The sequence below is a fragment of the Paraburkholderia sp. 2C genome (assembly GCF_054589215.1).
In genome coordinates this window covers 144092-160931 of the sequence record NZ_BAAILL010000039.1, presented here as the reverse complement: position 1 = coordinate 160931, position 16840 = coordinate 144092, and the positions used below count along the sequence as shown (strand labels likewise).

General features: G+C 64.4%; 19 protein-coding genes. 9 read left to right on the top strand and 10 right to left on the bottom strand.

Going from position 1 to position 16840, the window contains the following annotated elements; translation table 11 throughout:
• Positions 1–384 precede the first annotated feature (384 nt).
• Positions 385–705: a hypothetical protein gene (locus ACYPXD_RS18430; protein ID WP_459714207.1), complete on the top strand. Its 321-nt coding sequence runs from the start codon at positions 385–387 to the stop codon at positions 703–705.
• 96 nt (positions 706–801) lie between these two features.
• Here the strand turns inward: ACYPXD_RS18430 and ACYPXD_RS18425 are convergent, their stop codons facing one another.
• From ACYPXD_RS18425 to ACYPXD_RS18400, 6 genes are all read right to left on the bottom strand, one after another.
• Positions 802–1173, bottom strand: coding sequence for a DUF3564 domain-containing protein (locus tag ACYPXD_RS18425; protein WP_459714205.1), 372 nt, complete (start codon positions 1171–1173; stop codon positions 802–804).
• 69 nt (positions 1174–1242) lie between these two features.
• A complete protein-coding gene (locus ACYPXD_RS18420) occupies positions 1243–1590 on the bottom strand; it encodes a c-type cytochrome (protein WP_459714203.1) in 348 nt (115 codons plus the stop codon).
• Between the two features lie 129 nt (positions 1591–1719).
• The gene (fnr, locus tag ACYPXD_RS18415; protein WP_459714201.1) at positions 1720–2511 is read right to left on the bottom strand and encodes a fumarate/nitrate reduction transcriptional regulator Fnr; all 792 of its coding nucleotides are present in this window, start codon (positions 2509–2511) and stop codon (positions 1720–1722) included.
• Between the two features lie 13 nt (positions 2512–2524).
• Positions 2525–2935 carry a response regulator gene (locus tag ACYPXD_RS18410; protein ID WP_459714199.1) on the bottom strand — a complete coding sequence of 137 codons (411 nt, stop codon included), beginning with the start codon at positions 2933–2935 and terminating at the stop codon, positions 2525–2527.
• 140 nt (positions 2936–3075) lie between these two features.
• Complete coding sequence (locus ACYPXD_RS18405) at positions 3076–3726, bottom strand: response regulator (RefSeq protein ID WP_459714197.1); 651 nt, start codon at positions 3724–3726, stop codon at positions 3076–3078.
• Positions 3723–5768, bottom strand: a complete 2046-nt coding sequence (locus ACYPXD_RS18400) for a PAS domain S-box protein (RefSeq protein WP_459714195.1) — start codon at positions 5766–5768, stop codon at positions 3723–3725. The genes ACYPXD_RS18405 and ACYPXD_RS18400 overlap by 4 nt, the downstream gene beginning before the upstream one ends.
• A 445-nt stretch (positions 5769–6213) precedes the next feature.
• Here ACYPXD_RS18400 and ACYPXD_RS18395 point away from each other — a divergent pair, with 445 nt between their 5' ends.
• Positions 6214–6678, top strand: a complete 465-nt coding sequence (locus ACYPXD_RS18395) for a universal stress protein (RefSeq protein WP_459714192.1) — start codon at positions 6214–6216, stop codon at positions 6676–6678.
• Between the two features lie 272 nt (positions 6679–6950).
• Here the strand turns inward: ACYPXD_RS18395 and ACYPXD_RS18390 are convergent, their stop codons facing one another.
• On the bottom strand, positions 6951–7454 hold the full coding sequence (locus tag ACYPXD_RS18390) for a universal stress protein (protein ID WP_459714189.1): 504 nt from the start codon (positions 7452–7454) through the stop codon (positions 6951–6953).
• Between the two features lie 42 nt (positions 7455–7496).
• A complete protein-coding gene (locus tag ACYPXD_RS18385; RefSeq protein WP_459714187.1) occupies positions 7497–8336 on the bottom strand; it encodes a universal stress protein in 840 nt (279 codons plus the stop codon).
• 204 nt (positions 8337–8540) lie between these two features.
• Here ACYPXD_RS18385 and ACYPXD_RS18380 point away from each other — a divergent pair, with 204 nt between their 5' ends.
• The 6 genes from ACYPXD_RS18380 to ACYPXD_RS18355 all read left to right on the top strand — a co-directional run bounded on the left by ACYPXD_RS18380 (position 8541) and on the right by ACYPXD_RS18355 (position 14062).
• Complete coding sequence (locus ACYPXD_RS18380; protein ID WP_459714185.1) at positions 8541–9101, top strand: hypothetical protein; 561 nt, start codon at positions 8541–8543, stop codon at positions 9099–9101.
• Positions 9091–9837: a beta-ketoacyl-ACP reductase gene (locus tag ACYPXD_RS18375; RefSeq protein ID WP_459714183.1), complete on the top strand. Its 747-nt coding sequence runs from the start codon at positions 9091–9093 to the stop codon at positions 9835–9837. Before ACYPXD_RS18380 ends, ACYPXD_RS18375 begins: the two co-directional genes overlap by 11 nt.
• Before the next feature lie 62 nt (positions 9838–9899).
• Positions 9900–11723 carry a PHA/PHB synthase family protein gene (locus tag ACYPXD_RS18370; protein ID WP_459714308.1) on the top strand — a complete coding sequence of 608 codons (1824 nt, stop codon included), beginning with the start codon at positions 9900–9902 and terminating at the stop codon, positions 11721–11723.
• A gap of 143 nt (positions 11724–11866) precedes the next feature.
• Positions 11867–12907 carry a zinc-dependent alcohol dehydrogenase family protein gene (locus ACYPXD_RS18365; protein ID WP_459714181.1) on the top strand — a complete coding sequence of 347 codons (1041 nt, stop codon included), beginning with the start codon at positions 11867–11869 and terminating at the stop codon, positions 12905–12907.
• A 63-nt stretch (positions 12908–12970) separates the two neighbouring features.
• Positions 12971–13507, top strand: coding sequence for a flavodoxin family protein (locus ACYPXD_RS18360; protein ID WP_459714179.1), 537 nt, complete (start codon positions 12971–12973; stop codon positions 13505–13507).
• Between the two features lie 129 nt (positions 13508–13636).
• Complete coding sequence (locus ACYPXD_RS18355; protein ID WP_459714176.1) at positions 13637–14062, top strand: hypothetical protein; 426 nt, start codon at positions 13637–13639, stop codon at positions 14060–14062.
• 92 nt (positions 14063–14154) lie between these two features.
• Here ACYPXD_RS18355 and ACYPXD_RS18350 read toward each other — a convergent pair whose 3' ends face one another.
• Positions 14155–14538: a hypothetical protein gene (locus tag ACYPXD_RS18350; RefSeq protein WP_459714174.1), complete on the bottom strand. Its 384-nt coding sequence runs from the start codon at positions 14536–14538 to the stop codon at positions 14155–14157.
• A 236-nt stretch (positions 14539–14774) separates the two neighbouring features.
• Between ACYPXD_RS18350 and ACYPXD_RS18345 the strand changes: the two genes are divergently transcribed.
• Positions 14775–15701 carry a hypothetical protein gene (locus ACYPXD_RS18345; RefSeq protein WP_459714171.1) on the top strand — a complete coding sequence of 309 codons (927 nt, stop codon included), beginning with the start codon at positions 14775–14777 and terminating at the stop codon, positions 15699–15701.
• Positions 15702–15718: 17 nt separating this feature from the next.
• Here ACYPXD_RS18345 and ACYPXD_RS18340 read toward each other — a convergent pair whose 3' ends face one another.
• Entirely contained in the window at positions 15719–16840 is a 1122-nt protein-coding gene (locus ACYPXD_RS18340; protein ID WP_459714169.1) for an alpha/beta fold hydrolase, read from the bottom strand.

Sequence of the window (16840 nt, the reverse complement as noted above, 5' to 3'; positions counted from 1 at the left end):
GCAGATCAGCGTTTGGCGGTTCGGCGCGGCGCGCGAACGTTTCGAACATGGAGGCCGAGGCGGCGGACGCACGCAAGCTCAGGCTGTCCCGGAGTCGCGCAACCGGCCGCCGGGCATCGTTGCGACGCGACGCAGCGACGCGGGCGTGCCGGGCAGGCTTCGATATTTTTCGCGACCGCTCTGCGCATCGCGCATCACAAGCACGCCGGCGTCTCTCTCGAGGTCTGTCGATCTTGCGCCGACATGACAGCCGGGCGTCAGCCCATTGACACACATCAAGGCGTTCGCACCGGATCGCACCATGATGAAGCCAGCAGATGCCTCGCAATACGCCGTCCCGGCGCCGATTGCATGAGTGGCAAGCACGCTGTTTGGGGAGCCGTCATGGGAGTCGGGATGCAGATCGTTTATATGGGTTTTACCGGCTCAAGGGAGCTGGAGGGCGAAGCCGCCGCGCAACTCGTGCGTCTCGAGCGATACAGCCATCTGCTGTCAGGCTGTCATCTTGCGATCGAGGCGCTGCGTCCACGCAGCGAGCATCCCGTCTATGACGTGCGTCTCGATCTGCTGCTGCGCTCGTCCTGCTTCAAACCGCTCGATCATTGTTGCGATGAGAGCGCGGGCGCGGCGATCCGGCATGCGTTCGACCTCGCCGAGCGCGAGCTGCGGGGGCTCGTGGCGCAGTCGGCGCCTCGCGTCCAGTAAGTGCGTGGCGCACCGTTCGCAAGGCGTTCCGTCAGGCGGACTCGACGGCTTTCAGTAGCGGACCCTGGCGGGTTCCGGCGCGGCGACGGATGCCGCTCACCGCTCGTCGTCCGCGAACACGCCGTGCTCGGGCGCCGACGGCGTACGGTCGACGCATTGCACATGCCACTGTCCGATCACCGGTGCGTGATGTGCGTGGCGGTACCAGAGCGCGCGACCGCTTTCTCCCTCGAAAGGCGCATGGACCCTCGACAGATCGAGCCCTTCGAGCACGCATAGCGCCTGCGGTGCGTGTTGTCCTGTGATTCGCGTGTCGGTTCCGGCTGACTCGAGCGTGCCCCATTCGGGCAGTTCGACGCCGGCATGGCCTTCGCGCGACCATTTGCGCGCCTCGAGGTCGAGCCAGAGAATGGCATAGGCCGAAGGAACGGCGCAGTGGAATGTATCGAGGTGGACGGTAATTCGCATTGCTTTTCCCTCAACGCGGAGGGCCTCGCGGTGTCGATGGAACGCAGGCGGATCACGCCGGGCGGCATATCACTGGCTCATGACCCACTGAATCAGCGTGCGAGCGTCTTCAGCGGAAAGCGGCGGGCCGCCCCGCTCAGCGGAAACCGGCATCGGCATGTCGCCCCAGTGCGCACGGCCGCCGACGCGTAACTTGCGCTCGAGCATCAGGGTTGCATCAGGCTTGCCGCGGTACCGCTCGGCGATCTGATGAAAAGACGGCGCAAGAAACGGCGCATCGGACGTGTGGCAGAACATGCAGTGCTGCTGGTCGACAAGCTCGGTAGGCTCGTTGCGCTGGGCGAGCGCACCGCTACTGACAGCGGCGCTCCACGCGGCAACACAGGCGGCGATCAGGCGAAACCGGGATAGGGTCATGATGGCGGGCTCCGTTCACGACCACTGTAACGCGAGCCGCAAGACCGCTATTGACGCACGTCAAGTGCAGCTCAAGGCGTGAAATCGGGCTTCTGACTATCACGCACGACGGCGCAGTTCATCCATTTCTCAGACGTGGGACAGCCGGTCCGGATCGAGAATGCGTATCTGCTTGCCGCGCGTATCGACGAGCCGATCGCGCTGGAACTTCGAGAACATACGGCTCACTGTCTCGAGCTTCATGCCGAGATAGCAGCCGATTTCTTCGCGCGTCATGCGCAGGTTGAATTCCGACTGCGAGTAGCCGAGCGCCTTGAAACGCTTCGACAGGTTCAGCAGAAACGCCGCGACGCGCTGCTCCGCGGTCATCGTGCCCAGCAGCATCATGAGCGACGATTCGCGCACGATCTCGCCGCTCATCATCTGGTGGACATGATGCTGCATCGTCCGCACTTCGCGGCAGACGGCTTCGAGCTGCAGGAACGGAATCACGCAGACGACGCTGTCTTCGAGGGCGATCGCGTCGCAATTATGGCGGTTCGTGCATACGCCATCGAGTCCGAGCGCTTCGCCCGCGATCTGAAAGCCGGTTACCTGCTCGCGGCCGTCGCGGTGCATGACGACGGTCTTGAAGGAACCGGCGCGCACCGCATAGATGCTCTGAAACGCGTCGCCCGCCCGGTACAGCGCATCGCCGCGGTGCACCGGGCGCGTGTTGCAGATCACCGAATCGAGCTGCGCGAGTTCGGCGGCAGTCAGACCGGCCGGCATGCAAACGGCGCGCATCGAGCAACCCGAGCAGCGCACCGGGGCGCGCTTGTCGGATTCGACGCACGGCTGCGGGTCGATCGCACGAATGCGAAGGATCGCGTGCATGGGCGTGGCGGACGGCATGGCTTCTATGGCGAGTGGCGATGACATGATCAGTTCCTCTTTACCTGGAGACGCGCTGGCGGGGCGTCGATGCAAGTTCCCGGATGGTGCGGCAGGCTGCATCGAACTCGGCGGTCTTGTCGAAGAAGTAGTGCGCGCCCGCCGCCTGGCACGCCGAGCGGAAAGCGGTTCCGGAATGGTTCGTCAGTGCAATCGTGACGATATCCGGAAGCGTTCGCGACAGTTGCGCAATCAGCTCGATGCCACTGCCGGCCGCAAGCCGCAGGTCGACGACCGCGACGTCGGGACGACATGCATGAATCGCGTTGAGCGCTGTTTCGCCATCTTCCGCTTCGCCGACTATGTTGGCGCGAGCCAGCACTTCGAGCAGCAATGCGATGTTGCGTCTGACGCCTGGGGCGTCTTCGACGAGAAACACTTTGAGGGTGGCGCTGCGCGCATCGGTGTCCATGCACTGCAGTATCGTCGCCGCTATCTCAAAAAAGAATCGGCGGTGGTTGAACTTGCTGTAGGGTGTTGCGGCCTTTTTGTAGGAAATTCCCTACGCGCGCGGGCGTTTCGAACGGCGGCACGCGCGGCGCGCTCAGTACGTCAAACGCCGTCCTGATCGTCGTCGAACAGTTGATGGCGCATGGCATAACGCACGAGTGCGGCGTCGTGCGGCATCTGCATTTTTTCGAGGATGCGCATTTTGTAGGTACTGATCGTTTTCGCGCTGAGACAGAGCGCCTCGGCGATTTCGGTGAGCGTCTGCCCCGCCACGATGCGCCGGAACACGTCGAATTCGCGGTCCGATAGACGTTGATGCGGCAGCGCATCCGCCGGCTCGTTCAGACTTTGCGCGAAACGCTCGGCCATCGCGAGACTCACATAGACACCGCCCGCCGCGATTTTGGTTACGGCGCCGACGAGTTCCTCGCTCGCGCTTTCCTTGGTCAGGTAGCCCGACGCGCCGGCCTTGAACGCGCGTACCGCGTATTGCTGCTCCGCATGCATCGTCAACACGAGGATGCGCAGTTCCGGCTTTTCTTCCTTGATCTGGCTGATCAGCTCGATGCCGTTGCGGCCAGGCATCGACAGGTCGAGCACCAGAATCTGCGCGGGCGTCTTGCGGGCCAGCGCGATGGTCGCGATGCTGTCGCCGGCTTCGCCGGCCACCTCGAAGCCGCTTGCGCTCTGCAGAATGTGGCGAAGTCCGTCGCGCACCACCGCGTGATCGTCGGCAATCAATACCCTGATCATAAGAGCGTCTCTTCCTGTTGTACGGCACCTAACGGAAGGGAAACGGTAAGCGTGAAGCCCTTGTGTCTCGTCGTTTCGATGGTAACCGTTCCGCCGAGCCCATGTGCGCGTTCGCGCACGCCGATCAGGCCGAACGCCGTGCGCGCTTCGGCGTCGGCCGGCGCGCTGCCGTATTGCCGCGCGTGCCGGTCCGAGCCGCGGCCGTCGTCGGCGATCGCCAGCGTGCAGCGACCGTCGCCGGTGGTGAGGCGCAGCCGGACGCTCGTCGCATCGGCGTGCTGCGCGACATTATTCAGCGCTTCCTGAATGATGCGAAAAATCGCCGTGGCCGCTTCGCGCTTGAAATTGATCTGGTCGGCGTCGATGCGTTGGTCGACTGGAATGCCATATCGTTGGCTGAAGTCTCGCGTGAGCCAGTCGATTGCGGGCAGCAGGCCGAGATCGTCGAGCATGACCGGGCGCAGGTCGGCGGCGATCCTGCGCAGCGATACGACCGTGGCGTCGACGAGCCTGCGCATGCCGGCAAGAAGTCTGAGCGTTTCGGCCACGGCCGGCGAGCCGGCCAGGCCGTCCGTCGTCGCTGGCCGCAGCGTCTGCTCGACCGACGACAGGTCCATTTTGAGCGCGGTCAGCTGTTGGCCGAGATCGTCGTGCAGCTCGCGCGCGATGCGCATTTTTTCTTCCTCGCGCGCCTTCTGCAGGTTGGCGGACAGGTCGCGCAATTCCTCGCGCGACTGTCTGAGCGCGGTTTCGGCGCGCATCCGTTCGGTGACGTCGCGCAATACGACCGTGTAGAGCTTGCCCATCGGGTCGCGGATCTGCGAGATGGACGCTTCGAGCGGGAATTCCTCGCCGTTTGCGCGGATGCCGGACAGTACGCGCTGCCTGCCCATTTGCCGGGTCGACACGCCGGTTACGCCGAATTGCTCGACATGGCCCGCATGGGCGGCACGGTAACGGAGCGGAATGAAGCGGTCGAGCGTCGTGCCGATGGCTTCCATTGCCGACACGCCGAACACGCGCTCGGCCATCGGATTGAAGATGATGATGCGCTGCGCGTCGTCGATCGTGATGATCGCGTCGGACGAGGCGTGCACGATGCTCATCATCCGCGCCTCGTTGAGGACGGCGTCTCCCGAACGCGCCGCGCCGTTGCCGCGCAACAGCATCCATTGGCACGCCAGCGCCGCGAGCAGCGTTCCGGCGAGCCCCGCGACCAGAACGATCGCGACCGGTCCGGCGGCGCCCGTGTCGACCGCACCGCCGTTTGCCGTAAAAGCGAGCGTCAATAGCGAGCCGCCGAATGAAATCGTTCTGGACGCTTCGAACGCGTCGCGTGCATTCGGCGCATCGTCGTCACCGCGCCCTGCGGCGTATACCGCCTGCGGCGGCGAACCGACCGAGAGCCGCATGTCGAGGCCGCGTTCCGAGATGCCGGCCGGCTCGAACAGGCGCGCGGGATCGATCGATGCGAACAGAAAGCCCAAGGGCTCATCCCCCAAGGCCCCGGATTGCCCTCCTTGAGGGCGAACCGGCAGCGCGAGAAGCAGGGTGCCATTGCGCTCTTGCCCGGAGCCCATATACGGCGCGGTTGGCGCGACCAGCACAAGCTGTCCTGTTTGCGCGGCATCGCGCAACGCGGCACGCGCCGCCGCGCCGGCATCGCCGCCGGCCTGTGTGTTGTCGGCCTGTGTGTTGCCGGCATCGACGAATCCGAATGCGCGCACGGGCGTCATCGCGCTGCCCGGATCGAGCGCTTCGGCGAATTCGCGCGATACCGGGTCCGGCGCGGCATGCGACGCCTCGATCACCCGGCGCGCGGTTTCGAGCCATAGCGCACTCGTGCGGAGTTCGTTGCGCACGGTGGTCGTGACGCGTTCAACACGCTGCTCGAAGCGGGTCGACGCCGCCTGCCGTCGCTCGTGCACCACGACTTGCGCGACCGCGAGCGTCGCCGCCACGCCGATGACAGCAACGACACCGCTGAGGACGGCAGGCCGCAGCAACGGCCGCCTTCCGTTGGCACGGCGCGGCGCTTTCATGCTGGAATTCGCCTGCTTGTTCGCTGTATCAGCTTTACCCGCTGTGTCCGCTGTATCCGCTGTATCCGCTGCCATCCGCAACGCCTCCGATCGCTTCGTCGATCCACCCGTCAATTCAACGCCTGGTGCCGCGGATCGCGCGGCTTCGCGCGACCTTTGCGGGCGTGCTCTGGCGCGTCGCCGCATGGCAGACCGCGGCGCGGACCTGTTCGCCATGACCCGTACGCGCGATTTTGCACGTTTGACCGCAATGCGCCAATCCGGATCGGGCCGCACTGCCGCGCTTGTCCATGCAGCCTGTTTTTCTGCCCCTGCGTTGACCGCTCGCCAGGAAGGCCTGTCTTGATCGGCGTCAAGTTCACGCGCCGCGGCTTCGTCAGACTGGCAGTGCGGCTCACCTGGACGATGCCGCGACAGCCAGCGGGTACGTGCCCACGGAGGTTCCATGTACAAAAGGATATTGCTTGCGCTCGACGGCAGCCGCTGTTCGCGGCGCGCACTGGACGAAGCCGTTGCTATCGCGCGCAACGCGCACGCGGTGGTGGAAGCGATAAGCGTGGTATGGCAAGGGATGAAGCTCGCCGATGTCGATTCCGGTTTTGTGGACGAGTACGAAACCGAAACCGCATCGCACAAGGAGGCGTCGGTCGCGCTCGAGGAAGCGGGCGCGCGGTTGCGCGAAGCGGGCGTAACCGCAAGTGTGCGCATGATCGACTCGTGCGGCGCGAATGTTGCGGACGTGGTCGCACTCGCCGCCGATGAGTGCAGCGCCGATCTGATCGTGATGGGCACGCATGGGAGGCGCGGCCTGAAACGACTGTTGCTCGGCAGCGTGGCCGAAGCCGTCGTGCGGACCGCGCGCCAGCCCGTATTGCTCGTGCGCGCCTCTGAGTCTCATCCGCCGGCCTGAACTGGCCGATTGCCGTTCGAGCTTCGCTCAGGAACGGTTCGAGCCGTACTGGAAGTCGCGGCGGCCGGGACGTGTTTCGTCACGTCCCGGATATGCCCCAGATACCGCGATCCGTCTTGACTCAACGCGACATCAGCACCGGCACCTTCATCGATTCGACCAGTAAAGCCCAATCAGCCGCGCGTTGAAACAATGGGCGAGATCCAGTGCGACTGCCGTGCGTGCGGCACAGTGACCGCTGTCGTCGAGGTGAACCGGTCCAGTCTTGTCGCTCACGAGCACTCCTTTTCGACGGCATGGGCGTCCGTTGCGCCGGGTAGTTGCTGCTTTGTCCACGCGGGAATCAGCAGAACCGGGCAGGTTGCGCTTCGCAGCGCGCGCTCGGCGACGCTGCCCAGTACGAGCCGCCGGAAGCCGCGCCTTCCATGCGTGCCCATCACGATCAGATCGGCGCCGCACTCGGTGGCGGCCCGCTGAATGCGGTACGCAACGTCCTCGCCTGGTGCGGCCGCTTCGACGACACGCGCGCTGCCGTCGACGCCGAGCTTCGCCATCCGGCTGCATGCGGCGTCGATGACACGCTGGCCCTCTTCGCAGAATGCCTCGCGGACAATGGATGGGTCGAAGCCGGGTGTATCGAACGCAATGAGCGGCACCTCGATTACATAGAGCGGATGCAGCAGCGCGTGGCTTTCGCGCGCAAGCCGCAATGCGACGTCGAGCGCGCGCGTCGAAGTTTCGCTGCCGTCGAGCGCCACCAGAATGTTCGAATACATCACGTCTCCTTTGCAAAAGCGCGACCTTTCGCGCGCTGCCGCTTATCTCGACATCAGCACAGGGATCGTCATGGAACGCAGCACGGTTCGCGTGGCCCCGCCCATGACGGCCTCCTGCCAGCGCGCGTGCCCATAGGCGCCCATCACGAGCAGATCGCAGCCGCGTTCGTGCGCGCACGAGAGCAGCATGTCCCCCGCGTGGGCACCGGTCGGCGCCTCGAGTTCGAATACGTCGACCACCGCGTCGTGACGCGCGAGCGTCAATGCAATATCGGCGCCGGGAATTCGCTCGCCGGGCAACGCGTCCGACGCGCCGTGCACGGTGACCACCGTGTTCTGTTTCGCACGCTTGAGGAACGGCACGGCGTCGTAGGCGGCGCGAGCTGCTTCGCGGCTCCCGTTCCACGCGATGAGCGTGCGGCTGCCGATGTCCGGAAAGACCCCGACGTACGGTACGAGCAAAACGGGCCGGCCCGCGGTCATCACGAGACGCTCGGCGAAGTGATCATCGATATAGGACTGCGGATCGTTCGGGTCGCTTTGCCCGGCGATGACGAGATCGGCCAGACGCGCATGCTGCGCGACCACCCGGTTGGCCGGCTCGTTCGAGGTGATGAACCGGCCCGTCACCTTCGTGCGCAGGCATCCCGCATGAAACAGTCGCTCGATGGCGCCGCGCCGCTCGTCGCGATCGCGCACATGCTCGGCGTAGTACGCCCCGGTCCCGGCCATCACGAAAAAGGCCCGCGGATCGGGCGTGAAGGTCGCATGCACCGCTGTGAGCTGCGCACCGAATTGCCGCGCGAGGCGTAGCGCGATGTCGAGCCGCGAATGGGTGCGTTCGCTGTTGTCCAGATGGACGAGGAGGCTTCTGTAGCTCATCGCATGGGCTCCGTTGCAAAAGCCGATCACGAGAAAAACTGGATTGAGTCTATGGCGTGCGGTGCGGGTCGCGTTGACGCAGATCAAGCCGGTCCGCGGCGCGCCCGGACGGGGGCGGCACGGCATTCGAAGCGTTCCGTTGACACACATCAATGGCGGCCGCGGCATGCGAACTAGAGTGGAATGCAGCGATAGACGCGCGGCATGGCGCCTTTCTTCAGCCAATTGTTCTGGACGGGACACACGATGACGTATAGCGCGAAATCATGGTTCGGCGAATGCCGCTCCGGCTTTACCACATGGTTTGAACTGGCGACGATCGCTCAAGGCTGGCGCAGGGATCTGCACGATCTCGAAGGCAAACGGATCGCGCGCGACCAGGCCGCTGCGCGGCAGATGCAGGAGGCGGCGCGCGCGGCTGACTGGAACGGCTTCTCCGCCGACGCGCAATCCGCGTTGCGCGATTACCTGAGCGCAACCGCGCAAATCTGGCAGGAGGCTGTCCGGCTTGCGAGCGGCAATCAGGGGGCGCTCGCAAGCGCGCTCGAGCGCGCGGTGGGCAACGGTTTCGCGACCTGGGCGGAATTCTGGCGCGGCATGCCCGGCATTGACGCAACCGGTCAGCCCGCGCGCGAATGGATGTCGATCTTCGAACGCATGATGAACACCGCCGGGATGCCCGCGGTGCCGGTTACGAGCAGCGGCGCGGCACCCTCAAGAGCAGGCGAAAGGCGCGCCGCGCAAGGAGAGCAGCATGTCGGATAAACGTGTGGCCTTCGTCACGGGTGGTATGGGCGGTCTAGGCTCGGCGATCAGCCGCCGTCTTCATGAGACTGGCATAACGGTTGCGATGTCGCATTCGCCGGGCAACGATCACGTGGCCACGTGGCTCATGCACGAGCGTGATGCCGGCCGCGACTTCCGCGCATTCGAAGCGGACGTCAGCGACTTCGACTCATGCGAAGCGTGCGCGCGCAGGGTGCTCGATGAATTTGGGCGTGTCGATATCCTGATCAACAACGCGGGCATGACGCGCGACGCGACCTTCGCGAAGATGTCGAAGCCCGATTGGGACCGCGTGATGCGAACCGACCTCGACAGCCTCTTCAATATGACGAAGCCGCTACTCGCGGGAATGATCGATCGCGGTTTCGGACGTATCGTCAATATCGGCTCGGTCAACGGTGCGCGCGGCGCGTACGGGCAGACAAACTACTCGGCGGCGAAAGCGGGCGTGCACGGCTTTACCAAGGCGCTTGCGCTCGAAGTCGCGAAGCGCGGTATCACGGTCAACACGGTGGCGCCTGGCTATCTCGCCACGGCGATGGTGGAGGCCGTGCCGCGCGAGGTAATGGAAAGCCGCATCCTGCCGCAGATTCCCGTCGGCCGACTCGGGCAGCCCGACGAAGTCGCGGCGCTCGTCGCGTTCCTGTGTTCGGACGAGGCGGCGTTCATCACCGGCGCGGAAATCGCAATCAACGGCGGCATGCACATGCGATGAGTTCAATCACCGGAACTCAGGCCGAAGAGGGCGCTGCACCGGACGTCGCACCATTGCACACGCTGCGCGGCGCGAGCGATGCGGCACCCGCCGATATACGAGCCGTGCAAACCGGCGTCCCCGACCATCCGCGCCGTCCAAGGCCTTCCCTGACCAGGCAGCACGATTGCGCGACGGTGCTGCCCACGCATGGCGATCCGATCGACCAGGCCGCGCAGGCGACGCTTGCCATGTTGACGGGCGGCCTTTCGCCGGCATCGATGGCGCTTGCGTTTCTCGACTGGGCGATGCACATCGGGATCGCGCCGGGCAAACAGCTCGACCTGATGCTGCATGGGTTGAATGGCGGGTCGGCGGTTGCGTCGGCAAGCCTGGCGTCGCAACACGATGGGCGGGATGTACCGGGCGCGGTCGACGACCCGCGCTTCGCGCATGCGGCGTGGGAACACTGGCCGTACCGAATCTGGCGCGACAGCTTCCTGACCGCGCAACGCTGGTGGAAAGACGCGACGACGGGCGTGCCAGGCGTGAGCCGCCACCATGAAGACATGGTGCGCTTCGCCGCGCGGCAATGGCTGGACGCGTGTTCGCCGAGCAACTTTGCCGCGCTCAATCCGCTCGTGCTGGAAACGGCCGTACGTTCGGGCGGCGCGAATTTCGCGGTCGGTGCGCGCCATTGGATCGAAGATTTCGAGGAAATTGTCCGCACCCCGCGCGGCGAGCGGGCCGACCACCCATCCGCATACCGGCCCGGCCACGAACTCGCGGTCACGCCAGGCAAGGTGGTCTGGCGCAATGGGCTTTGCGAACTGCTGCAGTACACGCCCACATCCGCGCGCGTTGCGCGGGAACCGGTTTTCATCGTGCCGTCGTGGATCATGAAGTACTACATTCTCGATCTGCAGCCGCACAATTCGCTGATCCGCTATCTGGTCGATGCGGGCTTCACCGTGTTCACGGTTTCCTGGCGCAATCCCGACGCGCCGGATCGCGATCTCGCGCTTAACGACTACCTGACGCAAGGCGTGTTCGAGCCGCTCGCGCAAGTGCGCGAGCGTTGCGGTGGCGAGCCTGTGCATGCGGTCGGCTATTGCCTCGGCGGCACGCTGCTTGCGATCGCCGCGGCTGCGCTCGCGCGCGACGGCGGGCAGGATGCGTTGCGTTCGATCACCTTGCTCGCCGCGCAAACCGACTTCAGCGCACCGGGCGAACTGGGACTCTTCATCGATGCGAGCGAACTCGCCGCACTCGATGCGCTGATGTGGCGGCAAGGCTATCTCGACGGCGCGCAAATGGCCGCGGCATTCCAGTTGCTCAACGCGCGCGACCTGATCTGGTCGCGCATGATGAGCGAGTATCTGCTCGGCCGCCGCTCGAAACCAAACGACCTGATGGCGTGGAACGCGGACGTGACGCGCATGCCGTACCGGATGCACATCGAATATCTGACGTCGCTGCTGCTCAACAACGATCTCGCGGAAGGCCGGTACTGCGTCGACGGAAGACCGGTCGCGCTATCGGATATCGACATGCCGACGTTCGTCGTCGGCACCGAGCGCGACCACGTTTCGCCCTGGCGCTCCGTATACAAGCTGCAGTTGCTCACGCACAACGAACTGACCTTTCTGCTGACGGCCGGCGGACACAACGCGGGCATCGTCTCCGAGCCCGGCCACGCCAACCGCTATTACCGCTGCGCGGTGCGCGAAGCCGATGCGCCTTATCGCAGCCGGCAGGACTTCGTCGAACGCACGCCGCCCGTCGACGGTTCGTGGTGGCCGTGCTGGGCGGCGTGGCTGCGCGCGCGTTCGAACGGCGAAGCGGCGGCGCGCCGCCTCGATCCCCAGCTTGCCGACGCGCCCGGCACATATGTGCTGTTGCCGTGACGCAACCCGAACGACGCGCCGCCGATGGCGCGCGTTCTTCCTTTTGACTTGATCGAGGTCAATGCCGGTCTGCTGCCGTGTTCGTACATTGATGTCATGCGATCGCCGCGCGGTGCACAGGCCAATCAACGGAGGATGCGTTCATGAAAGCAGTCGTTTATCACGGACCGGGAAAAAAATCGCTCGACGAACGGCCGATGCCCGAGCTTGCGGCGCAGACGGACGCGATCGTCAAGGTGACGCGCACGACGATCTGCGGCACCGATCTGCACATCCTGAAAGGCGACGTGCCGACCTGCGAGCCGGGCCGCATTCTCGGTCACGAGGGTGTTGGCATCGTGCACAGCGTCGGGCAGGCGGTGTCGGGTCTTGCGGTGGGTGACCACGTGCTGATTTCCTGCATCTCGTCATGCGGGCAATGCGAATACTGCCGCCGCGGCATGTACTCGCATTGCACCACGGGCGGCTGGATTCTCGGCAACCGGATCGACGGCACGCAAGCCGAATATGTACGCATTCCGCACGCGCAAACCAGCCTCTACCGCATTCCCGCGGAGGTCGACGAGGAGGCGCTCGTGATGCTGTCCGACATTCTGCCGACCGGGTTCGAATGCGGCGTGCTCAACGGCAAGATCGAACCCGGAAGCAACGTGGCAATCGTCGGTGCGGGGCCGATCGGTCTCGCAGCGCTGCTGACCGCGCAGTTCTATTCGCCGTCGCAAATCATCATGATCGACCAGGATCCGAACCGTCTCGAGATCGCGCAACAGTTCGGCGCGACCGCGTGCGTGGATGGGCGCGGCGGCGATGTCGTCGCGCAGGTGATGAAGCTCACCGATTCGGTCGGTGTCGATTGCGCGATCGAAGCGGTCGGCGTGCCGGCGACATTCGAACTCTGCGAGGCGCTCGTGGCGCCAGGCGGCGTGATCGCGAATATCGGCGTGCATGGCGTGAAAGCCGATCTGCACCTCGAGACGCTGTGGGACCGCAACATTACGATCACGACGCGTCTGGTCGATACGGTCAGCACGCCGATGTTGCTGAAGACCGTGCGCTCGGGCCGGCTCGACCCGCGCAAGCTGATTACGCACCGGTTCCCGCTGAGTCGCGCAATGGACGCGTACGACACGTTCGGCCGGGCCGCCAGCACGCAAGCGCTGAAGGTGCTGATTGAAGCGGACTAGTGCGCGTGAGGCCGCCATGCGCGGGGCAGGGGCGCGCGGCTAAGGATACAAGGAGAACTGGCGATGCCTGACCGTCCTCACGTACTGGTGGTGTGCTTTTCCAGAAGCGGCACGACGCAGCGGCTGGCCGACGCGATCGCGGCGCAGTTGCCGGCCGATTGCGAGACATTGCGCGAACGCGAGGGCGCGCAATGGCGCAGCGGGGCGCGAGGCTATGCGCGCTCGCTCATCGACATCATTGCGCGCCGCTCCGCGAATCTGCGGCCGACCATGCACGACCCCGCACAGTACGACATTGTGATCGTCGGCACGCCAGTGTGGGCGAGCCGCGCGTCGACTCCGGTGTCGACATGGCTCGCGCAGCATCGTCGGCAGTTTCGCCATCTTGCGTTGTTCTGCAGCCTGGGCGGCCGGGGCAGCCGGGGCAGCGACAAGGCGTTCGAGCAGATGGGCGCAAGCGCCGGCGTATCGCCGCTGGCAACCTGCGCGGTGACAGGCGCGGATTTGCGTGCCGGGCGCGATTATGCGCTCGTCGACGAGTTTGCACGCAAGGTCCGTCATCGTCTCGCGGCGCTGCAGACGATCGAATGGACGATGTAGGAGAACGGCGTGCGAAGCTTGCCGGAGCACGTCTGCCGCGTAGTCAATGCGCCGGGCGAACTGCGGTCTGCGTGGCGGGCGCGCGCGGGTTTCGTCATCGCCTGCGCTGCCTGCGCCGCCGGTTGCACGATGACCGGCTGGCAAGACCCGTATGGGCACGGCCCGCGAGATACCGATCGTGCGGCCGCATTCCAGAAGACGGAAACGGAACTGGCGAAAGCGCGCGAGCTGGCGTCGGTCACCTGTCGTACACAGTCCATCTGCGATGGCATCTGGGAGCGAACGCGCGCATACGTCGCCGGGCATTCGACGACGCCCATTCATCGCGCCGATAGCATGGTGATAGAAACCGAACGGCCGCACCAGTTCGGCGTCGCCTACTTCTGGGCGGAGCGCACCGTCGGCGAAGACGGCGCGACGCGAATCCGGCTCAAAGGCATGTGCCGCGGCATGTACAACAGCACGGGCGGCCCAGGATGGACTTACGCCCAATGCGCCCCTCAGATAGCGGAAACGGAGGCGGCATTCCAGCGCACGGTCGAACCGCCGGGTTGATCAACGCAGCACCCCATAGCACCGCATCTACCCATCGCCGCAGGAATGCCCGCCGGTTTGCTCTGCATAGGCCTGCCGTCAATCGTCGGCGGTTAATTCACAGGATTGGCAGGATGGCACTCGACGCCGGCGGTGCCGGCACCCGTATTCCTGAACGAAAGCGTCAGCCTGCTGCCCCGGGTCGCCGTGATGATCTGCCCGTAGCTGACGGTGGGGATGAACTGGATATCCGGTGCAACGGCCACCGGCGGATTCTTCGATCCGTCCACGGTCAAATCGAGCTCCACGGTAAGCGAGTCAATCGCAACGCCCAGCTCCTTCTGACGGGCCGCCAGATTCTTTTTTGCGTCGCACAGGCCGTCCAGCACTTGTCCCAGCGCGGTGGAAATGTCGACCGGCTTGCCTGGCGGGATCGGCGGCGTGTTGCAGCCGGCGATCAGCGTTGAAACGGCGAGGAGGTGGAGATACGCACGCATCGGGGTCCGTCCGCTGGGCTTCGTACGACTGCCACTATTCGCCGGTCTTGCACATCGTTCCGTTCGTTGGCGAACAGACAGTGCCGGTCGACGCGCACATTAACTGTGCTCTCGCCGGGTCTTTCGATCCACCGTGTTTATGGCATCGCCGAACCCCGCAGCACACGAAGACGTCAACGACGACGGAGGTCATGATGTGGTCGCGCTGCTCATCACGTGCGTGTGTCGCTGTGTCGATGGCTCTGCTGTCCTGCCTGTCGAAGGCGCAGAGTGCGCCGGGCCAATTGTCCGGCAATACCGTGATCGGCGGCAATGTGAAACAGCATGCCGATGCCGTGCTTGCGGTCATGACTTACACGACCGTGCCCGACGTCACCACCAGCAACCTGTCTGTCAACAACGGCGTAAGCGGCAATCCCAGTTTCGGCCAGACGCAGTTCGGCGGCGGCTTCACGATGAGCCGGTCGTTTCCGTTGTATCTCGAGGGCACGCTCGCCTATAGCCGCTACGATCCGATCTTCGTTGCCACGGACGGCGCCGAACAGCGGTCAGTCCCGACAAAATGGAACACCTTTAGCGGCACGGTCGGCATTGGATGGGACTTCCGCATTACGAACGAACTGGCATTTCGTCCCATTCTGAACGGCACGATCGGGCGTGTCTCGAGCGATCTGAAAGTCGGGCAGTCGATCTTCAATCGCGTGACCGACAGTAATCTCCAGTTTCTCGAGAACGGTTCGCTGGACGCCTACGGCTACGGCGGTTCGCTCATGCTGGACTACGAACACTACCGGGACAACTATGAAATCGATGCGGAGTTGCGCGCGACCGATATTTATCTGCGCAGCTTTGGTGGCACGTCCGAGGCCGTGCAGGGCTCGGCGACGGCACAACAGGTGAGCCTCTGGACGCGTTGGCGCGCGCCTACCGGCTGGCACGCGCTGGACCGGCCCGTGCGCTATGTGCTCGAGGCCGCCTATTCGCATTACTTCGGCGACAGCGCGGGCGTGCTGGGTTTCAATGACCTCACGTCTCTCGGCGTCGGCCTCGAACTCGATAGCAGCCGATATCCGGTCATCGTCACGCGCACGCGCGCGATCGTTCGCTACGTATTCGGCCACAACGTACATGGCGTGTCGTTCGGATTCGCCATGAGCTTTTAGCTGACCGCTGCGAGCGATCACCTGGCCGTCGAGATCCACGAAGCGATCAGAGGCCAGGTTTCTCGCAAGGTGCGGCTGCCCATGAAGAGTCCGATGTGGCCGCCCGGTACCAGGCGCTTCGAGATACGTTCGGGCGAGGTCCCCAGATATTTTGCGGCATCGAACACCTGTTCCTTCGTCGTAATGTCGTCGGACTCACCGGCAAGCAGGTAGACCGGACAGGTGATCGCGCGCAGGTTCAACGTGCGGCCCAATGCGACAAACGTGCCCTTCGCAAGGCGGTTTTCCCGGAAGATCTGCCGGATCGCCTGCAGGTACCATCGTCCCGGCAGATCCAGTGGATTCTCGTACCAGCTTTCGAAAACCTCTTCTTTCTTCAGATAGACCGGGTCGTCGATGTGCTCATACAGATCGACGTGCTCGGAGAGGTAATGCTGTTCCGGATGCATATTCTTCCAGCCGCGCAGCATGAGGCGTCCTTGCATCAAGCCTCCTCCAAGATCGACCAGTTCCTCGTAAAACGACTCGGGATAGGTATGCACCATGCGTTTGATCGGCCCGTCACCCGCGTCGGTGTCGATCGGCGAGCCGGCCAGCACCAGACTTGCGACCTTGTCGGGAAAGCGGGCGGCGTACATCGCGGACATCCAGCCGCCCTGGCATAAGCCGACGAGATTCACGCGCCCGCCCAGTTCGTCCACGCATACGTTCAGTTCGGCGAGGTACTGGTCGATCTCAAGGTCCTTCATGTCGCTGGTGGCCGATTTCCAGTCGGTCAGGAACAGTCGTCCGACGTTATTCGTCTTGAGCGTCTCCATCAGGCTCTGCCCGGCATGGAAGTCGGCGATCATCGCGCTGTGACCTGCATAGGGCGCATCGACAATGGTCGGCAGACCTTGCGCCGCATCGGTGGAATAGTCACGCAAGACCATGGTGCGCAGGTCGAGCAGCGGACGGTTCGCGGTCGCGAGCGCAGGACGCAGTTCGAAGTGGAGCTTTTCCTCTTCGGCGAGAAAAGCAAGATTTCTTGCGGACAGCGCCGCGCCTGCTTCGAACACGGCAAGGCCGGCGGCCAATGGCCACAGGAACGGCAACACGGGAATGCTGCTCTTTGCGTGGGAAGTATCTTTCATAGCCAT

Excerpts from the sequence above, each read along its gene's own strand:
- ACYPXD_RS18430 (WP_459714207.1), top strand. The coding sequence starts at position 385 with ATGGGAGTCGGGATGCAGATCGTTTATATGGGTTTTACCGGCTCAAGG.
- ACYPXD_RS18425 (WP_459714205.1), bottom strand. The coding sequence starts at position 1,173 with ATGCGAATTACCGTCCACCTCGATACATTCCACTGCGCCGTTCCTTCG.
- ACYPXD_RS18420 (WP_459714203.1), bottom strand. The coding sequence starts at position 1,590 with ATGACCCTATCCCGGTTTCGCCTGATCGCCGCCTGTGTTGCCGCGTGG.
- fnr (WP_459714201.1), bottom strand. The coding sequence starts at position 2,511 with ATGTCATCGCCACTCGCCATAGAAGCCATGCCGTCCGCCACGCCCATG.
- ACYPXD_RS18410 (WP_459714199.1), bottom strand. The coding sequence starts at position 2,935 with ATGGACACCGATGCGCGCAGCGCCACCCTCAAAGTGTTTCTCGTCGAA.
- ACYPXD_RS18405 (WP_459714197.1), bottom strand. The coding sequence starts at position 3,726 with ATGATCAGGGTATTGATTGCCGACGATCACGCGGTGGTGCGCGACGGA.
- ACYPXD_RS18400 (WP_459714195.1), bottom strand. The coding sequence starts at position 5,768 with ATGAAAGCGCCGCGCCGTGCCAACGGAAGGCGGCCGTTGCTGCGGCCT.
- ACYPXD_RS18395 (WP_459714192.1), top strand. The coding sequence starts at position 6,214 with ATGTACAAAAGGATATTGCTTGCGCTCGACGGCAGCCGCTGTTCGCGG.
- ACYPXD_RS18390 (WP_459714189.1), bottom strand. The coding sequence starts at position 7,454 with ATGTATTCGAACATTCTGGTGGCGCTCGACGGCAGCGAAACTTCGACG.
- ACYPXD_RS18385 (WP_459714187.1), bottom strand. The coding sequence starts at position 8,336 with ATGAGCTACAGAAGCCTCCTCGTCCATCTGGACAACAGCGAACGCACC.
- ACYPXD_RS18380 (WP_459714185.1), top strand. The coding sequence starts at position 8,541 with ATGGCGCCTTTCTTCAGCCAATTGTTCTGGACGGGACACACGATGACG.
- ACYPXD_RS18375 (WP_459714183.1), top strand. The coding sequence starts at position 9,091 with ATGTCGGATAAACGTGTGGCCTTCGTCACGGGTGGTATGGGCGGTCTA.
- ACYPXD_RS18365 (WP_459714181.1), top strand. The coding sequence starts at position 11,867 with ATGAAAGCAGTCGTTTATCACGGACCGGGAAAAAAATCGCTCGACGAA.
- ACYPXD_RS18360 (WP_459714179.1), top strand. The coding sequence starts at position 12,971 with ATGCCTGACCGTCCTCACGTACTGGTGGTGTGCTTTTCCAGAAGCGGC.
- ACYPXD_RS18355 (WP_459714176.1), top strand. The coding sequence starts at position 13,637 with ATGACCGGCTGGCAAGACCCGTATGGGCACGGCCCGCGAGATACCGAT.
- ACYPXD_RS18350 (WP_459714174.1), bottom strand. The coding sequence starts at position 14,538 with ATGCGTGCGTATCTCCACCTCCTCGCCGTTTCAACGCTGATCGCCGGC.
- ACYPXD_RS18345 (WP_459714171.1), top strand. The coding sequence starts at position 14,775 with ATGGCTCTGCTGTCCTGCCTGTCGAAGGCGCAGAGTGCGCCGGGCCAA.
- ACYPXD_RS18340 (WP_459714169.1), bottom strand. The coding sequence starts at position 16,840 with ATGGCTATGAAAGATACTTCCCACGCAAAGAGCAGCATTCCCGTGTTG.